16 protein-coding genes are annotated in these 17,511 nt (G+C 68.8%); 7 read left to right on the forward strand and 9 right to left on the reverse strand.

Annotated elements, in window-relative coordinates:
* Nucleotides 1-1,685: choice-of-anchor G family protein (locus tag ABD154_RS09090; RefSeq protein ID WP_344251149.1), on the reverse strand; the 1,685-nt coding region annotated here is incomplete at its 3' end.
* A gap of 559 nt (nt 1,686-2,244) precedes the next feature.
* Between ABD154_RS09090 and lhgO the strand changes: the two genes are divergently transcribed.
* The 4 genes from lhgO (at nt 2,245) to ABD154_RS09110 (ending at nt 7,310) form a co-directional block, all read left to right on the forward strand.
* Complete coding sequence (gene lhgO / locus ABD154_RS09095; protein ID WP_344251150.1) at nt 2,245-3,459, forward strand: L-2-hydroxyglutarate oxidase; 1,215 nt, start codon at nt 2,245-2,247, stop codon at nt 3,457-3,459.
* Between the two features lie 119 nt (nt 3,460-3,578).
* Entirely contained in the window at nt 3,579-4,571 is a 993-nt protein-coding gene (gene galE / locus ABD154_RS09100; RefSeq protein WP_344251151.1) for a UDP-glucose 4-epimerase GalE, read from the forward strand.
* Between the two features lie 78 nt (nt 4,572-4,649).
* On the forward strand, nt 4,650-6,005 hold the full coding sequence (locus ABD154_RS09105) for a sodium/glutamate symporter (protein WP_344251152.1): 1,356 nt from the start codon (nt 4,650-4,652) through the stop codon (nt 6,003-6,005).
* Between the two features lie 126 nt (nt 6,006-6,131).
* A complete protein-coding gene (locus ABD154_RS09110; RefSeq protein ID WP_344251153.1) occupies nt 6,132-7,310 on the forward strand; it encodes an FAD-dependent oxidoreductase in 1,179 nt (392 codons plus the stop codon).
* On the opposite strand, the gene ABD154_RS09115 is transcribed toward ABD154_RS09110, so the two are convergent.
* Nucleotides 7,311-8,198, reverse strand: a complete 888-nt coding sequence (locus ABD154_RS09115) for an alpha/beta fold hydrolase (protein ID WP_344251154.1) — start codon at nt 8,196-8,198, stop codon at nt 7,311-7,313.
* Between the two features lie 54 nt (nt 8,199-8,252).
* Here ABD154_RS09115 and ABD154_RS09120 point away from each other — a divergent pair, with 54 nt between their 5' ends.
* The gene (locus tag ABD154_RS09120; RefSeq protein ID WP_344251155.1) at nt 8,253-8,648 is read left to right on the forward strand and encodes a MerR family transcriptional regulator; all 396 of its coding nucleotides are present in this window, start codon (nt 8,253-8,255) and stop codon (nt 8,646-8,648) included.
* A gap of 66 nt (nt 8,649-8,714) precedes the next feature.
* Complete coding sequence (locus ABD154_RS09125; protein ID WP_344251156.1) at nt 8,715-10,424, forward strand: formate--tetrahydrofolate ligase; 1,710 nt, start codon at nt 8,715-8,717, stop codon at nt 10,422-10,424.
* A gap of 114 nt (nt 10,425-10,538) precedes the next feature.
* On the opposite strand, the gene ABD154_RS09130 is transcribed toward ABD154_RS09125, so the two are convergent.
* The 3 genes from ABD154_RS09130 to ABD154_RS09140 form a co-directional block, all read right to left on the reverse strand.
* Nucleotides 10,539-11,117 carry an antibiotic biosynthesis monooxygenase gene (locus tag ABD154_RS09130; RefSeq protein WP_198499476.1) on the reverse strand — a complete coding sequence of 193 codons (579 nt, stop codon included), beginning with the start codon at nt 11,115-11,117 and terminating at the stop codon, nt 10,539-10,541.
* Between the two features lie 70 nt (nt 11,118-11,187).
* The gene (locus ABD154_RS09135; protein WP_211978843.1) at nt 11,188-12,000 is read right to left on the reverse strand and encodes an NAD(P)-binding domain-containing protein; all 813 of its coding nucleotides are present in this window, start codon (nt 11,998-12,000) and stop codon (nt 11,188-11,190) included.
* Nucleotides 12,001-12,017: 17 nt separating this feature from the next.
* Nucleotides 12,018-13,085, reverse strand: a complete 1,068-nt coding sequence (locus ABD154_RS09140) for a helix-turn-helix transcriptional regulator (protein WP_344251157.1) — start codon at nt 13,083-13,085, stop codon at nt 12,018-12,020.
* Nucleotides 13,086-13,192: 107 nt separating this feature from the next.
* Here ABD154_RS09140 and ABD154_RS09145 point away from each other — a divergent pair, with 107 nt between their 5' ends.
* On the forward strand, nt 13,193-13,594 hold the full coding sequence (locus ABD154_RS09145) for a VOC family protein (protein ID WP_211978845.1): 402 nt from the start codon (nt 13,193-13,195) through the stop codon (nt 13,592-13,594).
* A gap of 48 nt (nt 13,595-13,642) precedes the next feature.
* Here ABD154_RS09145 and ABD154_RS09150 read toward each other — a convergent pair whose 3' ends face one another.
* The 4 genes from ABD154_RS09150 to ABD154_RS09165 all read right to left on the reverse strand — a co-directional run bounded on the left by ABD154_RS09150 (nt 13,643) and on the right by ABD154_RS09165 (nt 17,441).
* Nucleotides 13,643-14,737: a carboxylate-amine ligase gene (locus ABD154_RS09150; protein ID WP_211978846.1), complete on the reverse strand. Its 1,095-nt coding sequence runs from the start codon at nt 14,735-14,737 to the stop codon at nt 13,643-13,645.
* A 134-nt stretch (nt 14,738-14,871) separates the two neighbouring features.
* Complete coding sequence (locus ABD154_RS09155) at nt 14,872-15,708, reverse strand: MetQ/NlpA family ABC transporter substrate-binding protein (protein WP_211978847.1); 837 nt, start codon at nt 15,706-15,708, stop codon at nt 14,872-14,874.
* Between the two features lie 87 nt (nt 15,709-15,795).
* Nucleotides 15,796-16,470: a methionine ABC transporter permease gene (locus ABD154_RS09160; protein ID WP_249121018.1), complete on the reverse strand. Its 675-nt coding sequence runs from the start codon at nt 16,468-16,470 to the stop codon at nt 15,796-15,798.
* Nucleotides 16,467-17,441 (reverse strand): methionine ABC transporter ATP-binding protein, encoded by a 975-nt coding sequence (locus tag ABD154_RS09165; protein WP_211978848.1) that lies wholly within the window; start codon nt 17,439-17,441, stop codon nt 16,467-16,469. Before ABD154_RS09165 ends, ABD154_RS09160 begins: the two co-directional genes overlap by 4 nt.
* Nucleotides 17,442-17,511 lie beyond the last annotated feature (70 nt).

The raw sequence follows: 17,511 nt of genomic DNA on the forward strand, positions 1-17,511 counted from the left end.
GCCGACGCCGAGGCGGCGGCATTCGTGTTCGCGTCGGGGTCGGCCTCATCCTGCGCACTCGTCCTCACCGAGGACGAGGCGAGATTGACGTCGACGGCATCGACGCCGGGCAGAACCTCGAGGCTCACGGCGCTGACGGTGAACAGGTCCGTCGGCGCGGCCGCCGCAGCGAACGCCCGAGTCGCGTCCTGCCGCTGCGGCACGGGAGTCTCGACCTGCTCGTTGATCGTGACGCCGATGACCTGGTTGAGCGCCTCGAAGACGGGATCGAGGGTCGTGAGCAGCGGATCGACGATCCCCTGCACCGAGTTCGACACCTCGTCGGCGGTCGCGGTGATGATGTTCCCGATGATCGGCTCGGTGATCCCGAGGACGGCGTCGATGACCGGCGTCGTGATGACGTTGAGGATCGCTCCGGCGTCGATCGTCGTGCCGAGCACGGAGATCCGCAGATCGGTGGTGACAGTCGGACGCGTGGTATCCGTGCCCGCCAACTGGCCGAGCGTCGCATCGACGGTCACCCCACCGGTGATCGTCTGCCCGAGCAGCGAGATGGTGGCCGGCAGCTCGATGATGAGATGGACGTTGTCGAGAGCCTCGGTGAGGGTGTCGTTGACGCGTCCGGTGAGTGCGCCGAGCGCATCGGCCACGGCATCGGTGATCGTCGTGATCGTCGCCGAGGTGAGCACCTCGGTGTTCGGTGCCAGACCATTGAGATCCTCGCCGTTGCCGCCTTCGACGATCTTCGCGAGATCGACCACGATGTCTCCGCCGCCGATGTCGATCGAGACGATGCCCGACCTGTCCTCGAGCTTCTCCCGGATGACGTTCTCGACGACGCTGTTGAGGGCGTCGCGGGTCTCGACGCTGACCTCCGCACCCGCTCCGCCGACACTGACCCGGCCGAGCAGCACATTCGCATCGATGCCGATCGTCGCGAGTTCGGACACGAGTCCTTCGTCGCCGATGGCGTCATCGAGCACCTGCCCTGTCTTGTCGACCGCGACCTGGAGGGAGTCGGAGAGCCGGCTGACCGCAGGACTCGAGATCGTGAGCTTCCCGTCGGCGACGACGTAATCGGAGGTCACCGAATCCGCATCCGCCTCGGCCCGCGAGGCCAGCGCCCCGAGCTCGAGACTGAGTTCGTCGACGACCTCGTCGGTGACGTCGCTGAGGCCGAGCTGTTCGAGCAGCGGTGTGAGGCTGACCGTGGCGTTGCCGTAGGCGCCGGGATTGTCGGGATCGACGTTGATCGCTCCGTCCTGTCCCACAGCGCCGGCACTCGCGACGGCGCTGTCGAAGGACGGTGCGTGACCGAAGGCGTTGAGCGCCCCGACCTCGCCGAGGTGGAGGAGGCCGTTTCCGTCCTCGCCGCTGATGAGCGGGAGGGAGACGTTGGGCAGCTGAATGCTCAGGGCCTGGAGGGCCGCCACGTCGAGGGGAGTGTGGTCGGCCTCAGGGCTCGACGGATAGGTGCTGCGCGCCGAGGAGACGTCGAGGAGATCCGCAGTGATGAGGTCCGTGTCGATGACCTGCCCGTGTGCCTCGGCGAGTTCATCGGGATCGATCGGCACCGCCGTGCCCGGGGACGTGACGAGAACGGTCAGCCCGACGGCTGTCGCCGCGGCGACGACGCCGATCGCGGCACGGTATCGGGAACGCACCCGGTTGCGGAATGTCTTCATAGCCCCCACTTCGGCAGTGATCATCTCTGATGCTGATGCTGAACAGACCCTGAGTGCTCGAAGGCAATCGGCTGGCAGTTCATCACCGAGATTACGGAAACACTAAAGCGTCATCATCACGTCATAAATAACGTTATGACTCCGTTATAAATACTTGTCGGTAGATATTGCAGGCGCTCTACGGCTGTGATCCGATGATTGATCGAGCGCTCATTGCAGAATGGTTTACTCCGTAAAGAAGTCGCCTTGCACCGGAGGGGAGCCCGATCAGCCCATCGTTTCCCCTGGTCAGATGGTCATATGAGCGCAGGGGTGGATGCCGGCCGCGCAGCGGAGGTATACGAATCGTCGATTTCACATACTCTCGTGAATGACCCGATGGCATCGCACTCACAGCGAACTTCAGGTGTTATTCAATGAGACTGCGGGAATATGACAGTCACGGAGGCTTCGCGTTACCGGAAACGGTCAACTAGAGTCCGCAACAGGCCATTGGACGAGACGGCCTCTCACACGACGGGACCACCGACAGCCGGTCCCCACGGCGAAGGAGCGAAAGATGAGCGAGGTCAGGCGCGTCGCCGTCATCGGGGCCGGCATCATCGGAGCGGCGGTCGCCCGCGAGCTCCTCCTGCGAGATGAGTCCGCCGACGTCACCCTCTATGAGAAGGAGGACGGGCCCGCAGCGCACCAGACCGGGCACAACTCCGGTGTCGTCCATGCCGGTCTCTACTACGAGCCGGGAAGCCTCAAAGCGCGTCTGTGCCGCCGTGGCGTCGAGCTCATCCGCGAGTTCGCCGCCGCGCACGGGGTCGCCGTCGACGAGTGCGGAAAGGTTGTCGTCGCCACCGACGACGTCGAGGTCGGTCGGTTGCGCGCCATCCACGAACGGGCCATCGCCAACGGGGTCCCCGACGTCGCGATGCTCGATCGCGATGGTCTGGCCGAGGTCGAACCGCAGGCCGTCGGTGTGGCCGCGCTCCATTCCCCGCACACGGCGATCATCGACTATCCGGGCCTCACCGACGCGCTCGTCGTCGACTTCCGTCGTCGCGGCGGTCGCGTGCGGTTCTCGACCCCGGTGTCCCGCGTCGAACGCCGAGGCGGACCGGCCGGAGAGCGCGCGATCGTCCGCTCGGACAAGGATGCGCTCGAATTCGACACCGTCATCGCGTGTGCCGGGCTCCAGTCCGATCGCCTCGCCGCCCGCTCGGGGGAGAGCGCACAGCCGTCAGTGGTGCCGTTCTTCGGGCAGTATTTCATCCTCGATCCCGCGTTCGACGCGGTCGTCAACGGGCTCATCTACCCCGTGCCCGATCCGAAGTACCCCTTCCTCGGCGTTCACGTCACGCGCCGCATCGACGGCGGGGTGATGATCGGGCCCAACGCGTTCCTCTCCTTCTCCCGGGAGGGATACTCAGGGCTCGGCCTCAACGTGCGCGATGCGCTGTCGATCGCCGCCGATGCCGGATTCTGGAGATTCGCCGCGGGCAATCTGCCCACCGCGGTCCGGGAGATCGGCGGGGTGCTCTCGACCGAGCGCTTCGTCGCCGAGGCGGCCCGCTACGTGCCGCAGCTGGCCGGGGCGACCGGGCGCCGCGCCACTCGCGGCATCCGCGCCCAGGCGATGAACCGGGACGGCTCGCTCGTCGACGACTTCGTCATCGATCGCGCCGGACCGGCGATGTTCGTCCGCAATGCTCCCTCGCCCGGTGCCACCTCGGCGCTGGCCATCGCCGAGCACCTCGTCGACCGAGCCGTTGTCGACTCCTGAGTAACGCGTATCCTTCCTGGTCAGAGGCGCACTTCGTGTCCCGGCGGTGCCCTCGACTAAGCTTGATCCGGCATCGCCGCGAGATCGAGACCGCGGTGAGGGACGAATGAGGGAGTTTCATGGCTGTACTGGTCACCGGAGGAGCAGGTTACATCGGTTCGCACGTGGTGCGCCTGCTCACCGAACGCGGTGACGACGTCCTCGTCGTCGATGACTTCTCGACGGGAATCGCCGATCGCGTCACCGGACTGCCCGTCCTCGACCTCGACCTCGCCGCCCCCGACGCCGAGGACCGTCTCGTCGCCGCCATCGAGGAGCACGGGATCGACTCGATCATCCACTTCGCGGCGAAGAAGCAGGTCGGCGAATCCGTCGAGCAGCCGGTCCACTACTACCGCCAGAACATCGGCGGCCTGACGAACATCCTCGCCGCCGTCGAGCGCACCGGCATCGCCTCCCTCGTCTTCTCCTCCTCCGCTGCCACCTACGGCATGCCCGACGTCGACCTCGTCGCTGAGGACCTCGAGTGCCGGCCGATCAACCCCTACGGGGAGACGAAGCTCATCGGCGAATGGATGATCGACAACGCCATCACCGCGGCGCGGATGCGCGGAGTCCCGTTCAACGCCGTCAAGCTGCGCTACTTCAACGTCGCCGGCGCCGGCTGGCCCGAACTCGCCGACACCGCGGTGATGAACCTCATCCCGATCGTCCTCGGCCGGGTCGCCGCCGGCAAGGCCCCGATCGTCTTCGGCGACGACTATGACACCCCCGACGGCACGTGCATCCGCGACTACGTCCACGTCAAGGACCTCGCCGAGGCCCACATCGCCGCGCTCGACTACATGAAGTCCGGGGACACCTCGGAGACCGTGTTCAACGTCGGCACCGGCACCGGAGCCTCGGTCAAGGAGGTCATCGACACCATCGCCGAGGTGACCGGCCGTGACATCGTCCCGGAGATGGGCGAGCGGCGGGCAGGGGATCCTCCCGCCCTCGTCGCCGACGTCTCCCGGATCTCGGCCCAGCTGAGCTGGAAGGCCGAGTACGGACTCGACGAGATCGTCCGCAGCGCCGTCGCCGCCGCAGGGATGCTGCCCGCGGCCAAGTAATCCGCACCGTGCTCCCGGCGCCGGGTCCCCGGCGCCGGTTCTCGGTGCCGTCCTGACCTGATCAAGGAGACCCCTGACGTGGATCCCACACCCTTCAGCCCGTACGCCCTGCTCATCGACTCGGGCCTCATCGGCGCGCTGCTCGTCGTCGGCACCATCCTGCGCGCCCGGATCCGCGTCCTGCAGACGATGATGGTCCCGGCCGGAGTGATCGCCGGATTCCTCGGACTGCTCATGGGCCCCAACGGCCTGGGCTGGCTGCCGTTCTCCGACCAGCTGGGCACGTACTCCTCGCTGCTCATCGTCGTCGTCTTCGCGTGCCTGTCGCTGACGAGCGACTTCAACATCTTCAAGATCGGCCGGTCCGTCGCCGGATTCGCCAGCTACGGCGTCCTCATCTATGCGACCCAGACGGCGCTCGGCATGGGGCTCGTCCTCGTCCTCCTCGGACCTCTCCTCGGCGCTCCCGACTCCGTCGGACTCCTCCTCTTCGCCGGGTGGGCCGGCGGGTTCGGCTCGGCCGCCGCGATCGGCACGGTCTTCACCGAGGCGGGTGACCCGGCGGTGCAGTCGCTGGCCTTCACCGCCGCGACCGTCGGCATGCTCACCGGCATCATCGGCGGCATCATCCAGGCGAAGATCGGTGCGGCGAAGGGCCATGCCAAGGAGTTCGTGGGACTGAGCGAGGTCCCCGCCGAACTGCGCACCGGGGTGCTCGACCACGAGCAGGAGAAGCCGCCCATCGGCACGCACATGTTCTCCGGCAGCGCGATCGAATCCCTGACCTTCCAGGCCGGAATCGTCGCCACCGTCTCCGCGGCCGCGTACGGAGTCAACCTCATCCTCGGCGAGCTCATGCCGTCGGTGACGTTCCCGCTCTTCTCGATCGCGTTCATCGTCGGCCTCATCCTCCGCAGCATCCTCGCGGGCACGAAGACGACGAAGTTCATCGACAAGGAGACGCAGAACTCGATCTCCGGGCTTGCCACCGACGTCCTCATCGTCTGCGGCATCGCCTCGGTCGTCCCGTCCTTCGTCGCCGACCAGTGGCTGTCGCTGCTCATCCTCTTCATCGTCGGACTCGCCCTCTGCCTCTTCCTCGGCCTCTGGGTCGCCCCGCGGGTGATGAGCGACGGCTGGTTCGAACGCCAGCTCTTCACGTGGGGCTGGGCGACCGGCGCCGTGGCCACGGGCATCGCCCTGCTGCGCATCGTCGATCCGAAGCTCAACTCGCGCACGCTCGAGGACTTCTCGCTCGCGTACCTCCCGGTCATCCCCGTCGAGGTCGCCGCCGTGACCTTCGCGCCGCTGCTCGTCCTCGGCGGGGCCGCGTGGGCGGTCGTCGGGATCTGGGGTGCGATCGCCGTCGGCGCGCTCGCGGTGGCGCTCTACATCATGGCCGCCAACCGCCGCGAGCTCGTGCCCGTCGGCTGACCGCACCCGCGTTCACCGCTGCGAGGCACTGCCGGATGAACCCATCCCGGCAGTGCCTCGCGGCATCTGGCTGCGACGGCATAGGCTCGGACACGGGACGAGGAAGTCCCAAGGGGAGGAGCACCAGTGAGTGAGCACATCGTCATCGGCGCCGGGCTCGCCGGTGCCGCCGCGGCGTGGGCGCTGACTGCCCGCGGAGAGCACGTCACCGTCGTCGACCGGCTCACGCCGGCGAATGCGCGCGGCAGCTCGCACGGGTCCGCGCGGATCTTCCGCTATGCCTACCCCGAGCGCCTCTACGCCGAGCTCGTCGTCCGCGCCCGTGACCTGTGGACGGTCGTCGAGGAGTCCGCGGGCACCGAGCTCATCACGCCCACCGGGGCCCTCGACCACGGCGAGGCCAGGCACACCGCCCAGCTGACCGCTTTCTTCGAGGAGCTCGGGATCGACCACGAGGTCCTCGACGCCGAGGCCGCCCGGGCCCGGTGGCCGCAGTTCGCCTTCGAGACCGAGGTGCTCTGGCATCCCGACGCCGGGGTCATCGACGCCGAGCGGTCGGTGCGGACATTGCTCGACCTCGCCGTCGCCACCGGCCGTGCCCGGATCCTCGAGGGCTGGACCGCGGCCGCAGTGGACCGGCGGTCGACGGGGAGCCTGCGGGTCACCTCGGCGAAAGGGGAGACCATCGCCGCGGACTCCGTCATCGTCGCGGCGGGCGGGTGGCTCCCGGCGCTGCTGGGGAACCTCGACCTGCCGGCCGGATTCCTCTCCTCTCTGCCGACGTTCGAGGTGCGCGAGGAACAGGCGTTCCACCTGCCCTACCGCGACACCACCGCCGACGACCGCCCGGCACAGGCGTGGCCGACGTTCATCCACAAGAGTGCGGAGATCTTCACCTACGGGCTGCCCGGCGGACGCGACGCCGGATTCGCCGGGCAGAAGCTCGCACAGTTCAACGGCGGACGCGTCATCGGCTCCGCCCTCGACCAGGACGGGCAGATCACCGAGGCGATGCGGCAGCGGATGATCGCCTACGCACGGGCGCATCTTCCGGGACTCGTGCCGGAGCCCTTTGCCGAGACGACCTGTCTGTTCACGAATACCCCGAGCGAGGACTTCCTCATCGATTCCGTCGGCGGGGTCACAATCGTCTCCGCGTGCTCGGGGCACGGGGCGAAGTTCGCTCCGCTGCTCGGCGAGTTCGCCGCAGCACTGGCGACCGGCGGCGGGGTCCGCGACCGGCTCGGCGGGGGCGTGCCCGAGGAGTTCCGCGCCGCCCACCACGCGCACCTGTCCCGGCGGTGATCACGCCTGGGTCGAGAGCCACGTGACCACCTCGGCGGCGAAGTCCTCCGGCGCCTCGAGGACAGCGAGATGCCCGACGGTCGGGAACCGTGTGACTTCGGGACGTCCGGGCAGCGCCGCGGCGAGTGCGTCGGCGTGGGCGACGGGGATCCACGGATCGGACTCACCCCACGCGATCCGCACGGGGCACCGCACCTTCGCGAGACGAGCGGCGATCGGGGCTGTGTGCTCCGGTCGCAGCGTCGCGATCTGCCGGTAGAACGCCGTCTGACCGGCCGGGGTCGTCCACGGGCGCGCAAGCTCGGTGATCCACTCCCGTGACAGCCCGGGGCCGCCCGCCCCGGCGATGTACTCGGTGACCAGGGCCCGATGCAGCGCCGGCGGGAGTGCCGCGAAGACCCCTTGACTCTCCGCGACGAGACGGAAGAACGGCGACCCCCACGGCGACAGGGTGACGATGTCGCTGAGATGGAGCGAGCCGAAGCGGCTGCCCTCGAACAGGTGTGCGCCGAGGGCTGCGGCGCCGCCGATGTCATGGGCGATGACATGGGGCGCGGCGAGGTCCCAGTGGCGCAGGAGGCGGGCGAACCGTGTGCGCTGAGCGACGAGATCGACCGGGGAGGCGGCATTCGCCTCGAGCGAAGTGCCGTACCCGGGCATGTCCCACAGGTGCACGCGCCACCGGCTGCTCAGCCGGCGGGCCAGCGGCAGCCACATCCTCGACGACCAGGGCGTGCCGTGGCAGATGACGACATCGCCGAGGCTGTCGCCGCCGGTCGCATCGAGAACGTACGTCCCGATCCGCGCCGTCGACGAGGCGTCGGGACCGCAGGGAATCGGGACGGCGACGCATTCGGGTGCCGGGAACTCCGTTGGTGGGGTGCTCATGCGTCGACGGTAGAACTTCAGGTCGACCTGAAGTCAAGGTGCGATGATGGGGAGATGAGGATCGGAGAGGCCGCCGCGGATCTCGGCGTCGCCGCGCATGTGCTGCGGCATTGGGAGGAGTGCGGTGTCGTCGTGCCCGACCGCACTCCCACCGGACATCGCAGCTACGACGACGAGCACCTCAGCCGGTGTCGGATCGTCATCGCCTGCCAAGGGGTGGGGATGAGCCTCGCGGAGATCCGTCAGGTCCTCCACCGGAGCGCGGCGGGGAGGGCGGCGGTGATCGCTGAGCGGATCGCGGCGATCCGTCGCCAGACGGTCGCCCTCGAGGCGGCCGAGCGCTTCCTCGTCCACGTCGCCGACTGTCGTCACGACCTCATGACCCGGTGTCCCGACTGCGCCGAGTACGCGGCGACACCGACGCACCGGGGCACCGCCTCGGCGCGGTGAGCGCTCGGACGAAATTCATCGGGTGTCAGTGGTCACAAAACGCGCCATGGCAGGCAAGATGGCCCTATGAGCATTGATCTTGACATTGCACTCGCCGCCGAGCTCGATCCCATCGTCGATGTCGCCGCTGACCTCGGGCTCGACCCCAAGGACATCATTCCGTTCGGATGGACGAAGGCGAAGGTGCCCATCGACGTCCTCGACGCGGCCGCCGAGTCGGCGACCGACGGCGCGCTCATCCTCGTCACCGCGATGAGCCCGACCCCGGCCGGGGAGGGCAAGACGACGACGAGCATCGGCCTCACCGACGGGCTCAACGAGCTCGCGAAGACGAATCCGGAGATCGGGAAGGCCGTGCTGGCGCTGCGGGAGCCGAGCATGGGCCCGGTCTTCGGCATGAAGGGCGGGGCCGCCGGCGGCGGGTACGCGCAGGTCGTGCCGATGGAGGACATCAACCTCCACTTCACCGGTGACTTCGCGGCGATCGCGGCGGCGAACAACCTCGCCGCGACGATGCTCGACAACCACATCCACCACGGCAACGACCTCGACATCGATCCGCGCCGCATCCACATCCGCCGGGTCGTCGACCTCAACGACCGGGCTCTGCGCAACGTCACGATCGGCCTCGGCGGCCTCAATGGAGGAGTGCCGCGGGAGGACCACTTCGACATCGTCGTCGCCTCGGAGGTCATGGCGGTGTTCTGCCTGGCCACCTCGGTGGCCGACCTCAAGGAACGGCTGGGGCGCATCGTCGTCGCCCACACCCGCGACCGTCAGCCCGTCACCGTCGCCGACCTCGGTGCCGCCGGGGCGATGACCGCGCTGCTGCGCAATGCGCTCTCCCCGAACCTCGTCCAGAGCCTCGAGCACTCGCCCGCGTTCATCCACGGCGGACCGTTCGCCAACATCGCCCACGGCTGCAACAGCCTGCTCGCGACCAAGGCGGCGATGACGCTCGGCGACTGGGTCGTCACCGAGGCCGGATTCGGCGCCGACCTCGGCGCCGAGAAGTTCCTCGACATCAAATGCCGGGCCGCCGGCATCTGGCCCTCCGCAGTCGTCGTCGTCGCCACCCTCCGGGCGCTCAAGTACCACGGCGGCATCGACGTGGGCGACGTCGAGACCCCGAACACCGAGGCGGTGCTGGCGGGGATGAGCAACCTCGAACTCCACTGCTCGAACCTCCGCGACATCTTCGGTCTCACCCCGGTCGTGTGCTTCAACCGGTTCCCCTCGGACACCGACGAGGAGATGGCCGCCGCGATCGACCACCTCGACTCGCTCGGCATCGCGGCGGTGGAATCGACGCACTGGGCCGACGGCGGCAAGGGTGCCGTGCCGCTGGCCGAAGCGGTCGTCGCCGCCGTCGAGAACGCCGGGGACGGGGACGCGGCGGCCCGCGCGCAGTACAGCTACGACCTCGACCAGCCGCTTGAGGACAAGATCCGCACGATCGCCCAGCGCATCTACGGCGCCGCCGACGTCGAGATCCCCGCGAAGGTCAAGCGGAAGCTGAAGCAGTTCACCGACGAAGGCTACGGCGATGCGCCGATCTGCGTGGCGAAGACCCAGTACTCGCTGAGCACGGACCCGAGCCTGCGCGGCGCCCCGGAGGGCCACATCATCGAGGTCCGGGACGTGCGCCTGTCCGCCGGGGCCGGGTTCGTCGTCGTCATCGCCGGCGACATCATGACGATGCCCGGACTGCCGAAGGAACCGTCCGCGCTGAAGATCGACGTCACCGAGGACGGGAACATCACCGGTCTGTTCTGAGGCGCGGTGCCTGGATTCTGCGCCACGTCCAGGGTGGATTCTCAGCCGATTCCGCCATGAATGCGGCTCACATCCGCCGTCGGATCGGTGCGCATCGACTCGGGGGTGCGCGGACTACCGCTGGCGCTTGGGCCTGCGCGGCTTCTGGAGCCACGGGCGCAGCAGACGCGTGCTCACCGGCAGGAAGATGTACGTCATCAGCGGGGTGAGCAGGCAGATGTTGAGCAGCACGGCGAGCACCGGCGGCCACGCCGACAGGTGGGGCAGCAGCAGGTAGGTCGAGAGCAGGCTGAGCGGGAAGAACGGCAGGAAGATGCTCACCGCCTGCTTCCACCGCGGTGGGACGACCGTTTCGGGAATGGTCAGCGCCGTCTCGCCCTGCGGTTCGAACCAGCCTTCGATGCCCGTGCGGTGTTCGACCTTCGTGTCCTCGATGAGTTCGGCGCCGCTGTCGATCCACCACTTGCGGTCATCGGACTCGTCCCAGGCGCGCAGCGACTTCGCATCGGCGAACCGGTAGAGGACGTGCCATTCGTTCGAGTCCGGTGCGGTCCGCACCCACCCGGATCCGAGGTAGCCGGGACGTTCGCGGGCGAGCTCCTGTCCGGCCTGCACCCATGCGTTGAAACGGCGGTGGTGTGCGGGCTGGACGGTGCGGGTGATCGCGACGGTGATGGCAGACGGCTGAGGCATGATTGCGATTATAGGGATCACCGAGGCGGCCCCGGCCGTGCGGGGTGCGTGTGCCCTGACACAGTCCGGCTCAGGGTCGCGGGGCGCCTGTCACCCGGGCGAACACAGCGTCGAGGGCGGCTGAGAGGCGCTGCCGGTTGCCTTCGTCCATCCACTCGCTGCGCACCTGCGCGTTGAGTCCGCCGGGCGTCTCGTGGGCGGCGACGAGATCGGCGATCGGGGTGTCGGTGTCGGCGAGCGTCGTGCCGAGGCCGACGAACTGACCGCGGACGACCGCCTCGGCGTCGGTCCTGCCCCAGCCCTGGGCGATGAGCCATTCGGTGATCGTCTCGAGGTAGGCGAAGTGCGCGGACATCGTCGCCGTCGTCGCCGACAGCGTGCTGAACATCGCTTCGGTCTCGGCGACCACCGTGCCGCCGAGGCGATCGAAGAGCGCTTCGACGGGCGCGTGCCCCGGGTGGACGGCTGTGATTCCGCGGCGTTCGCGGACCGCCGGCAGCGGGATGACACGCACGACCCGTGGGCGGTGGGGGAGCAGAGCCTCGAGGGCGGCGACCGAGACTCCGGCGACGGCACTGACGAGGGTCGTCGCCTCGGGAACGTCGAGCTCGGTGAGGACCTCATCGACCTGCTGGGGAAGGACGGCGAGGAGAACGGGGTCGCTGCGGTCGATGACCTCCTGGTTGGTCGCGGCGACCTCGACGTGAGGATAGGCCGCGGCGAGTCGAGCCGAGCGCTCCGCTCCGCGCGGGGAGAGGACGATGGCGGGTGCGTCCGCGGTCAGGGCCTGTGCTGTCCGCGCCTGCGCTGACTGTGTGCAGAGTCCGTCGACGATCGCCGAGGCGATCTCCCCGACTCCGATGATGCCGAGCGTCGTGCCCATGCTTGGTCCTCCTCCGGTCAGCGGTGACGTCTCCTGCATTGTGTCATCGCCGGGGCGGAGTCGCCGTAGCGAGTGACGAGTTCGGTGCCGATGCGGGCGAGTTCCGCGCGCACCGCGGGTGGGCCGACGACCTCGATCGTCGACCCCCACCCCGCGAGCTGTTCGGCCAGTGCCGCCGTGAGGTTGGCCCCCACCTCGGCGATGGCCGTGTCCTCATCGGTGGAGATCACGGTGATCTGCCGTCCGAACTGGTGCATGAGGATCGGCAGCACCCAGCGGGGACATCGCACCCGCGCCGTCACTGCCGATCGCAGGGCTTCGACCTCGTCGACGTGAGCCGTCCAGAAATCGACGAGATCGATCTGTCGGTGGAGGTCCTCAGCCGGGCCGGACCGTGACGGTGCCTCTGGCCCGACGGTGACATCAGCGTCGGTGACGGCATCGATCCGGTCGACGGCGAAGGTGCGCACCGTGGCCTCCCATCCCGGTCCGTGGGCGGGCGCCTCGGTGGTGACCTCGTGGGCGACGAGGTACCAGAATCCGGCCTTGGCGACGAGGCCGACGGGACAGATGGTCACCGTGCGTCCGCGGCCGTCCCTGGAGCGATAGCGCATGCGCAGGTGGGTGCGCGACAGCAGCGCAGAGCGGAGCTCGCCGAGGCGTCCGCTCATGTCCGCGGAATCGTCACCCTTACTCGCACGCCCCCACGGGGAGTGGTCGTAGTGGACGGTCGTGGCGAGGATCTCGGCCTCTGCCCGCTGGCTCTCCGGGAGGGCGCGGAGGAGCTTGCGGGTGGCGAGGCGCGTCTGCGGGGAGGCGAGGCCTGCGGTGCCGAGCATCCAGAACAGGGCATGGGCCTCGGGGGAGCGCAGGCCCGTGAGGTCGGTGCGGGCCCCGCCGAGCAGCTGCCACCCGCCGCCGCGACCGGGCTGAACGCTCACCGGAACTCCGGCCGCCGAGAGTGCCTCGAGGTCTCGTCGCGCGGTGGCCACGGAGATCTCGAGCTCGGCCGCCACCTCGGCGGCGGTGACCTTCCCCCGTCTCTGGAGGAGGAGAAGCAGGGCGAGAAGTCGATCTGCGCGCATAGGACAAGTATGCGCCTAAAAGTGATCATAACGTGAGCACTTTGCCTGGAAGAGTTGCTCCCAACGGCAGCCATCGGGGGTGCCGCCGAACCGCACAAGGAGCCGACATGAGCACTCTCAGAGGACTGACGACCATGGTGCTGACCGCCGACGACGTCGAGGAGGCCGCCGCCTGGTACTCCGGGGTCCTCGGCATCGCGCCGTACTTCCGGCAGCCGCCCGACGGCGACCCCGCCTACATCGAGTTCCGCATCGGCCCCGACGAGGACGAACTCGGGATCATGAGCAGAAGCTATGCTCCCGACGGCACCCCGACAGGCAGCAGTTCGGTGACGTACTGGTTCGTCGATGACGTCGCGGCGGTGCTCGCTGACCTCGTCGCGTGCGGGGCGACGGTCCATGCGCCCGTGACCCCGCGGGGTGAGGAGTTCGTCACCGCCTCGGTGACCGACCCCTTCGGCAACGTGCTCGGACTCATGCACAGTCCCCACTGGCTCGCCCGGCACTGAGGAGCCCGCCTCGATTCACCGCCGGTCAGCGGGAACCAGGCGCCGGGGTCAGGAGTGAGGCTCGCGCGACGTCATCTGCTCGCCGGCGAAGGCGAGGAGCCCCGACACGCCTCCGCGCGCCAAGGCGTCCCGCTGCCGGTGAGCACCGGTCCCGGCGTCCAGCAGGCGGCGGACGCCGGCGCGCACGCGTTCGTCATCGCCGTGGGCCGCCAGGGTCGGCTGCGCCCGGTCGACCGCGGCCCACACCGCGGCGGCCGCGGGCACTGACCTCTGCACGTCGGCATCCATGAGGGTCCCCGCGGTGCCGAACCGCGCGGCCTGCCAGTGGGCGACGTCGAGCAGGGCAGTCGGGATCGCTTCGGCCACCGGGTCCTCGATCTCGACCTCGACGAGGGAGCGGATGAGGAGCGCGAGGGTGAGCGCATCGTCGGCGCTCAGCTGCACATCGCAGGTCCTGATCTCCACGGTGCCGTGCCGCGGTGACAGGCGCGCCAGCCAGCCCACCATGGCCTCCTCGCCGATCACGTCGGTGCGCCGGAGCGCTGCGATGTGGGAGTCGTAGTCGGCGGCGTCGGCGAAGTGGGGAGGAGTGCCGTTGACGACCCAGCGGCGGTAGTGGATCGATCGCCAGCTGGCGAAGCCGCTGTCGACGCCTCGCCACACCGGAGAGTTCGCGCTCAGGGCGGTGAGCACCGGCAGCCACCGGCGAATCCCATTGAGCGCGCGCACGCCGGTCTCCTGGTCGGGGACACCGACATGGACGTGCATGCCGTTGATGAGCTGTTCCGCGGCGATCGCCGGGGCCAGCGCCGTCATCTCCCGATAGCGCTCGCCGTCGCTGATCGCCGCAGGCACCTCCGCGAGCTGAGGCGCGGTGCCCAGCGCCGCGGCACTCAGCCCCAGCCGGTCGGCTGCGGCCGTGAGCGCCTCGCGGAAGCCGATGAGTGCGTCGAACCCCTCCGCGGCGGTGCGCAGCACGGGGGACGCATACTCGACCTGGCAGGCGAGCCACTCGGTGGTGATCTGCCCACCGGTCGGCGGGATCGCCGTCAATGCCCTCAGCTGCTCGCTCGTCGGGGCAGCGGGCAGCAGAGTGGCGCGGTCGACGAGGAGGTACTCCTCCTCGATGCCGAAAGCGGACAACTGACCTCCTCGGTGCCCTCATGCGCGTGTGCTGCCCGCGTCGTCTCCCGCCAGTAGGTCATCCGGCGGGGCCGTCTGTCAAGCTCCCGCACCCGCCCGGCAGCGGCGGGTGCGGGTCAGCGGACCGCAGGTGATCAGAAGCTCGGGAGGACCGATCCGTCCGCCCACTTCTCCTCGATGAACTGCTTGACCTCGGGGGAGTGGAGCAGGTCGTTGAGCTTGGTGATGTTCTCGTCGTCCTTGTTCTCCGTGCGGGCGGCGAGGAAGTTGCCGTAGGGGTTGTTCTCCGCCGATTCGAGGAGGATTCCGTCCTCGGCGGGGCTGAGACCGGCCTCGAGGGCGTTGTTGCCGTTGATGACCGAGGCGTCGACGTCCTGGAGGGTCCGTGCCAGCTGCGCGGCATCGGCCTCGACGAACTCGATGTTCTTCGGGTTGTCGCGCACATCGGAGAGCTTCGCGCTGACCGCGTCGACCCCGTCGTTGAGGGTGATGAGCTGGGCCTCTTCGAGCATCTTCAGGGCTCGACCCTGGTTCGCGGGATCGTTGTTGATGCCGATCTTCGCGCCGTCGGGCAGATCGTTGACGTCCTCGACCGTGTTCGAGAACAGGGCGAAGGGCTCGAGGTTGATCGGTTCGAAGCCGGTGATCTCATACCCCTGGCCCGCGATCTCGGAGTCGAGGTACGGCTTGTGCTGGAAGTAGTTCGCGTCGATGTCGCCGTCGGCGAGCGCCTTGTTCGGCAGCGTGTAGTCGGTGTACTCCTTGACCTCGATGTCGAGGCCGGCATCGGCGGCGAGGTTCTCGTCGACGAATCGGAGGATGTCGCCCTGCGGCACCGGGGTCGCCCCGACGGTGAGCGTCGTGACGTCCCCGTCCTGCTGGCCGACGGTGTCGGTCCCGCCGCCCATGAGCCCGCAGCCCGAGAGCAGCAGGGACGCGGATGCGGCGACGGCGATGAGCTTGGTCTTCATGATTCTCCTGGATGTGTGTCGTGTGCTGGTGAAGGTCGGTGGGGCCGGGACCGCTCGGGCCCCGGCTGAGGTGGTGCCGGTGGTGCCTCAGCGGTGGTCGACGAGGCGGGCGATGCGGTCCCCGACGAACTGGATGAGGGCGACGATGACGACGAGGACGATGATGCACGCGATCATCGTGTCCGACTGGTAGCGCTGGTATCCGTAGGAGATCGCCAGCGCGCCGAGCCCGCCTCCGCCGACGGCTCCGGCCATCGCCGTGTACGACACGAGCGTCACCGAGGTGACCGTGGCCGCACCGATGAGACCGGGCAGCGCTTCGGGGATGAAGACCTGCCGGATCACCTGGCCGTTCGAGGCTCCCATCATCAGGGCCGCCTCGACCTTGCCGTCGGAGACCTCCCGCAGGGCGTTCTCGACGAGGCGGGCGTAGAACGGGATCGCCCCGACGGTGAGCGCCACGACCGTGGCCTGCCAGCCGAGAGCGGTGCCGACCATGAACCGCGTGAACGGGATGAGCGCGATCATGAGGATGATGAACGGGATCGACCGGGTGATGTCGACGATGAGCGAGAGCACCCGGTAGACGATCGGGTGCGGACTCAGCCCGCCCTTCGACGTCGTGAACAGCCAGATCCCCAGCGGCAGGCCGAAGAGGACCGCGAGGCCCGTCGACCACACGGTCATGAGCAGGGTCTCGATCGTCGCCGGCCACATCTGGTCGGTGATCGCGGGATTGTCGAACCACATCGGATCGTTCACTGGGCTGCCACCTCCTCGGCGTGGATGCCCTCGGAGGCGAAGGCGATGACGAGCTCCCTGGCCTGCGCGGCGCTCGCCACGGAGAAGCGGATGCGGCCGACCTGACGGTTCTCGACGGTCTCGACGGCACCGGCGAGGATCGCCTCGGCGTCGAGGCCGACGGTGCCCGCACTGCGGAGCACGGCCGGCAGGGTCGTGCCGGCAAGCGCCACCTCGACGATGCCGGCGTCACCGTCGCCGAGTCCGACCGGGGGCAGGGGGACGAGATCCTTGGCCAGGGTCGAACCGGGCTCGGAGATCACCTCGGCGAGCTTCCCGGTCTTCGCGACCCGACCGTCGGCGAGCAGCGTCACGGAGTCGCAGATCTCGCGGACGACGGACATCTCGTGGGTGATGATGAGGACGGTGATGCCCAGCCGGTCGCGCAGGGAGCGGATGAGGCCGAGGATCTGCTCGGTCGTCGAGGCGTCGAGGGCCGAGGTGGGTTCGTCGCAGAGGAGGACCTTGGGTTCGGCGGCGAGCGCCCGGGCGATGCCGACGCGCTGGCGCTGTCCGCCGGAGAGCTGCGCGGGATAGTTGTCGACACGGTCGCCCAGGCCGACGAACTCGAGGAGTTCGCGGGCCTTCGCGTGACGATCGGCCTTGCCGACTCCGGCGATCTGGAGCGGATGGGCGACGTTGTCGAGCGCCGTGCGCGAGTCGAGGAGGTTGACGTGCTGGAAGACCATCCCGATGTTCCGCCGTGCCCGGCGCAGCCCGCTGCCGGTCTGCTGGGTCAGGTCGGTGCCGTCGATGGACACGGTCCCCGAGGTGGGGCGGTCGAGCCCGGTGAGGCAGCGGATGAGGGTCGACTTTCCGGCGCCGGAGCGTCCGACGATGCCGTGGATCTCGCCTGCGGGGACGCTGAGGTCGATCTCCTCGAGCGCGACGGTGTCTCCGAACACCTTCCGCAGGCCGCGCAGTTCGATCACAGGCTCAACTCCTCGTTGTCGTCTCCGGCTCCCCGGCTCGGTGGAGCGGCAGGGGTCCGGAGTGCTTCAT

Source organism: Brevibacterium sanguinis (genome assembly GCF_039528855.1).
GTDB lineage: Bacteria > Actinomycetota > Actinomycetes > Actinomycetales > Brevibacteriaceae > Brevibacterium > Brevibacterium sanguinis.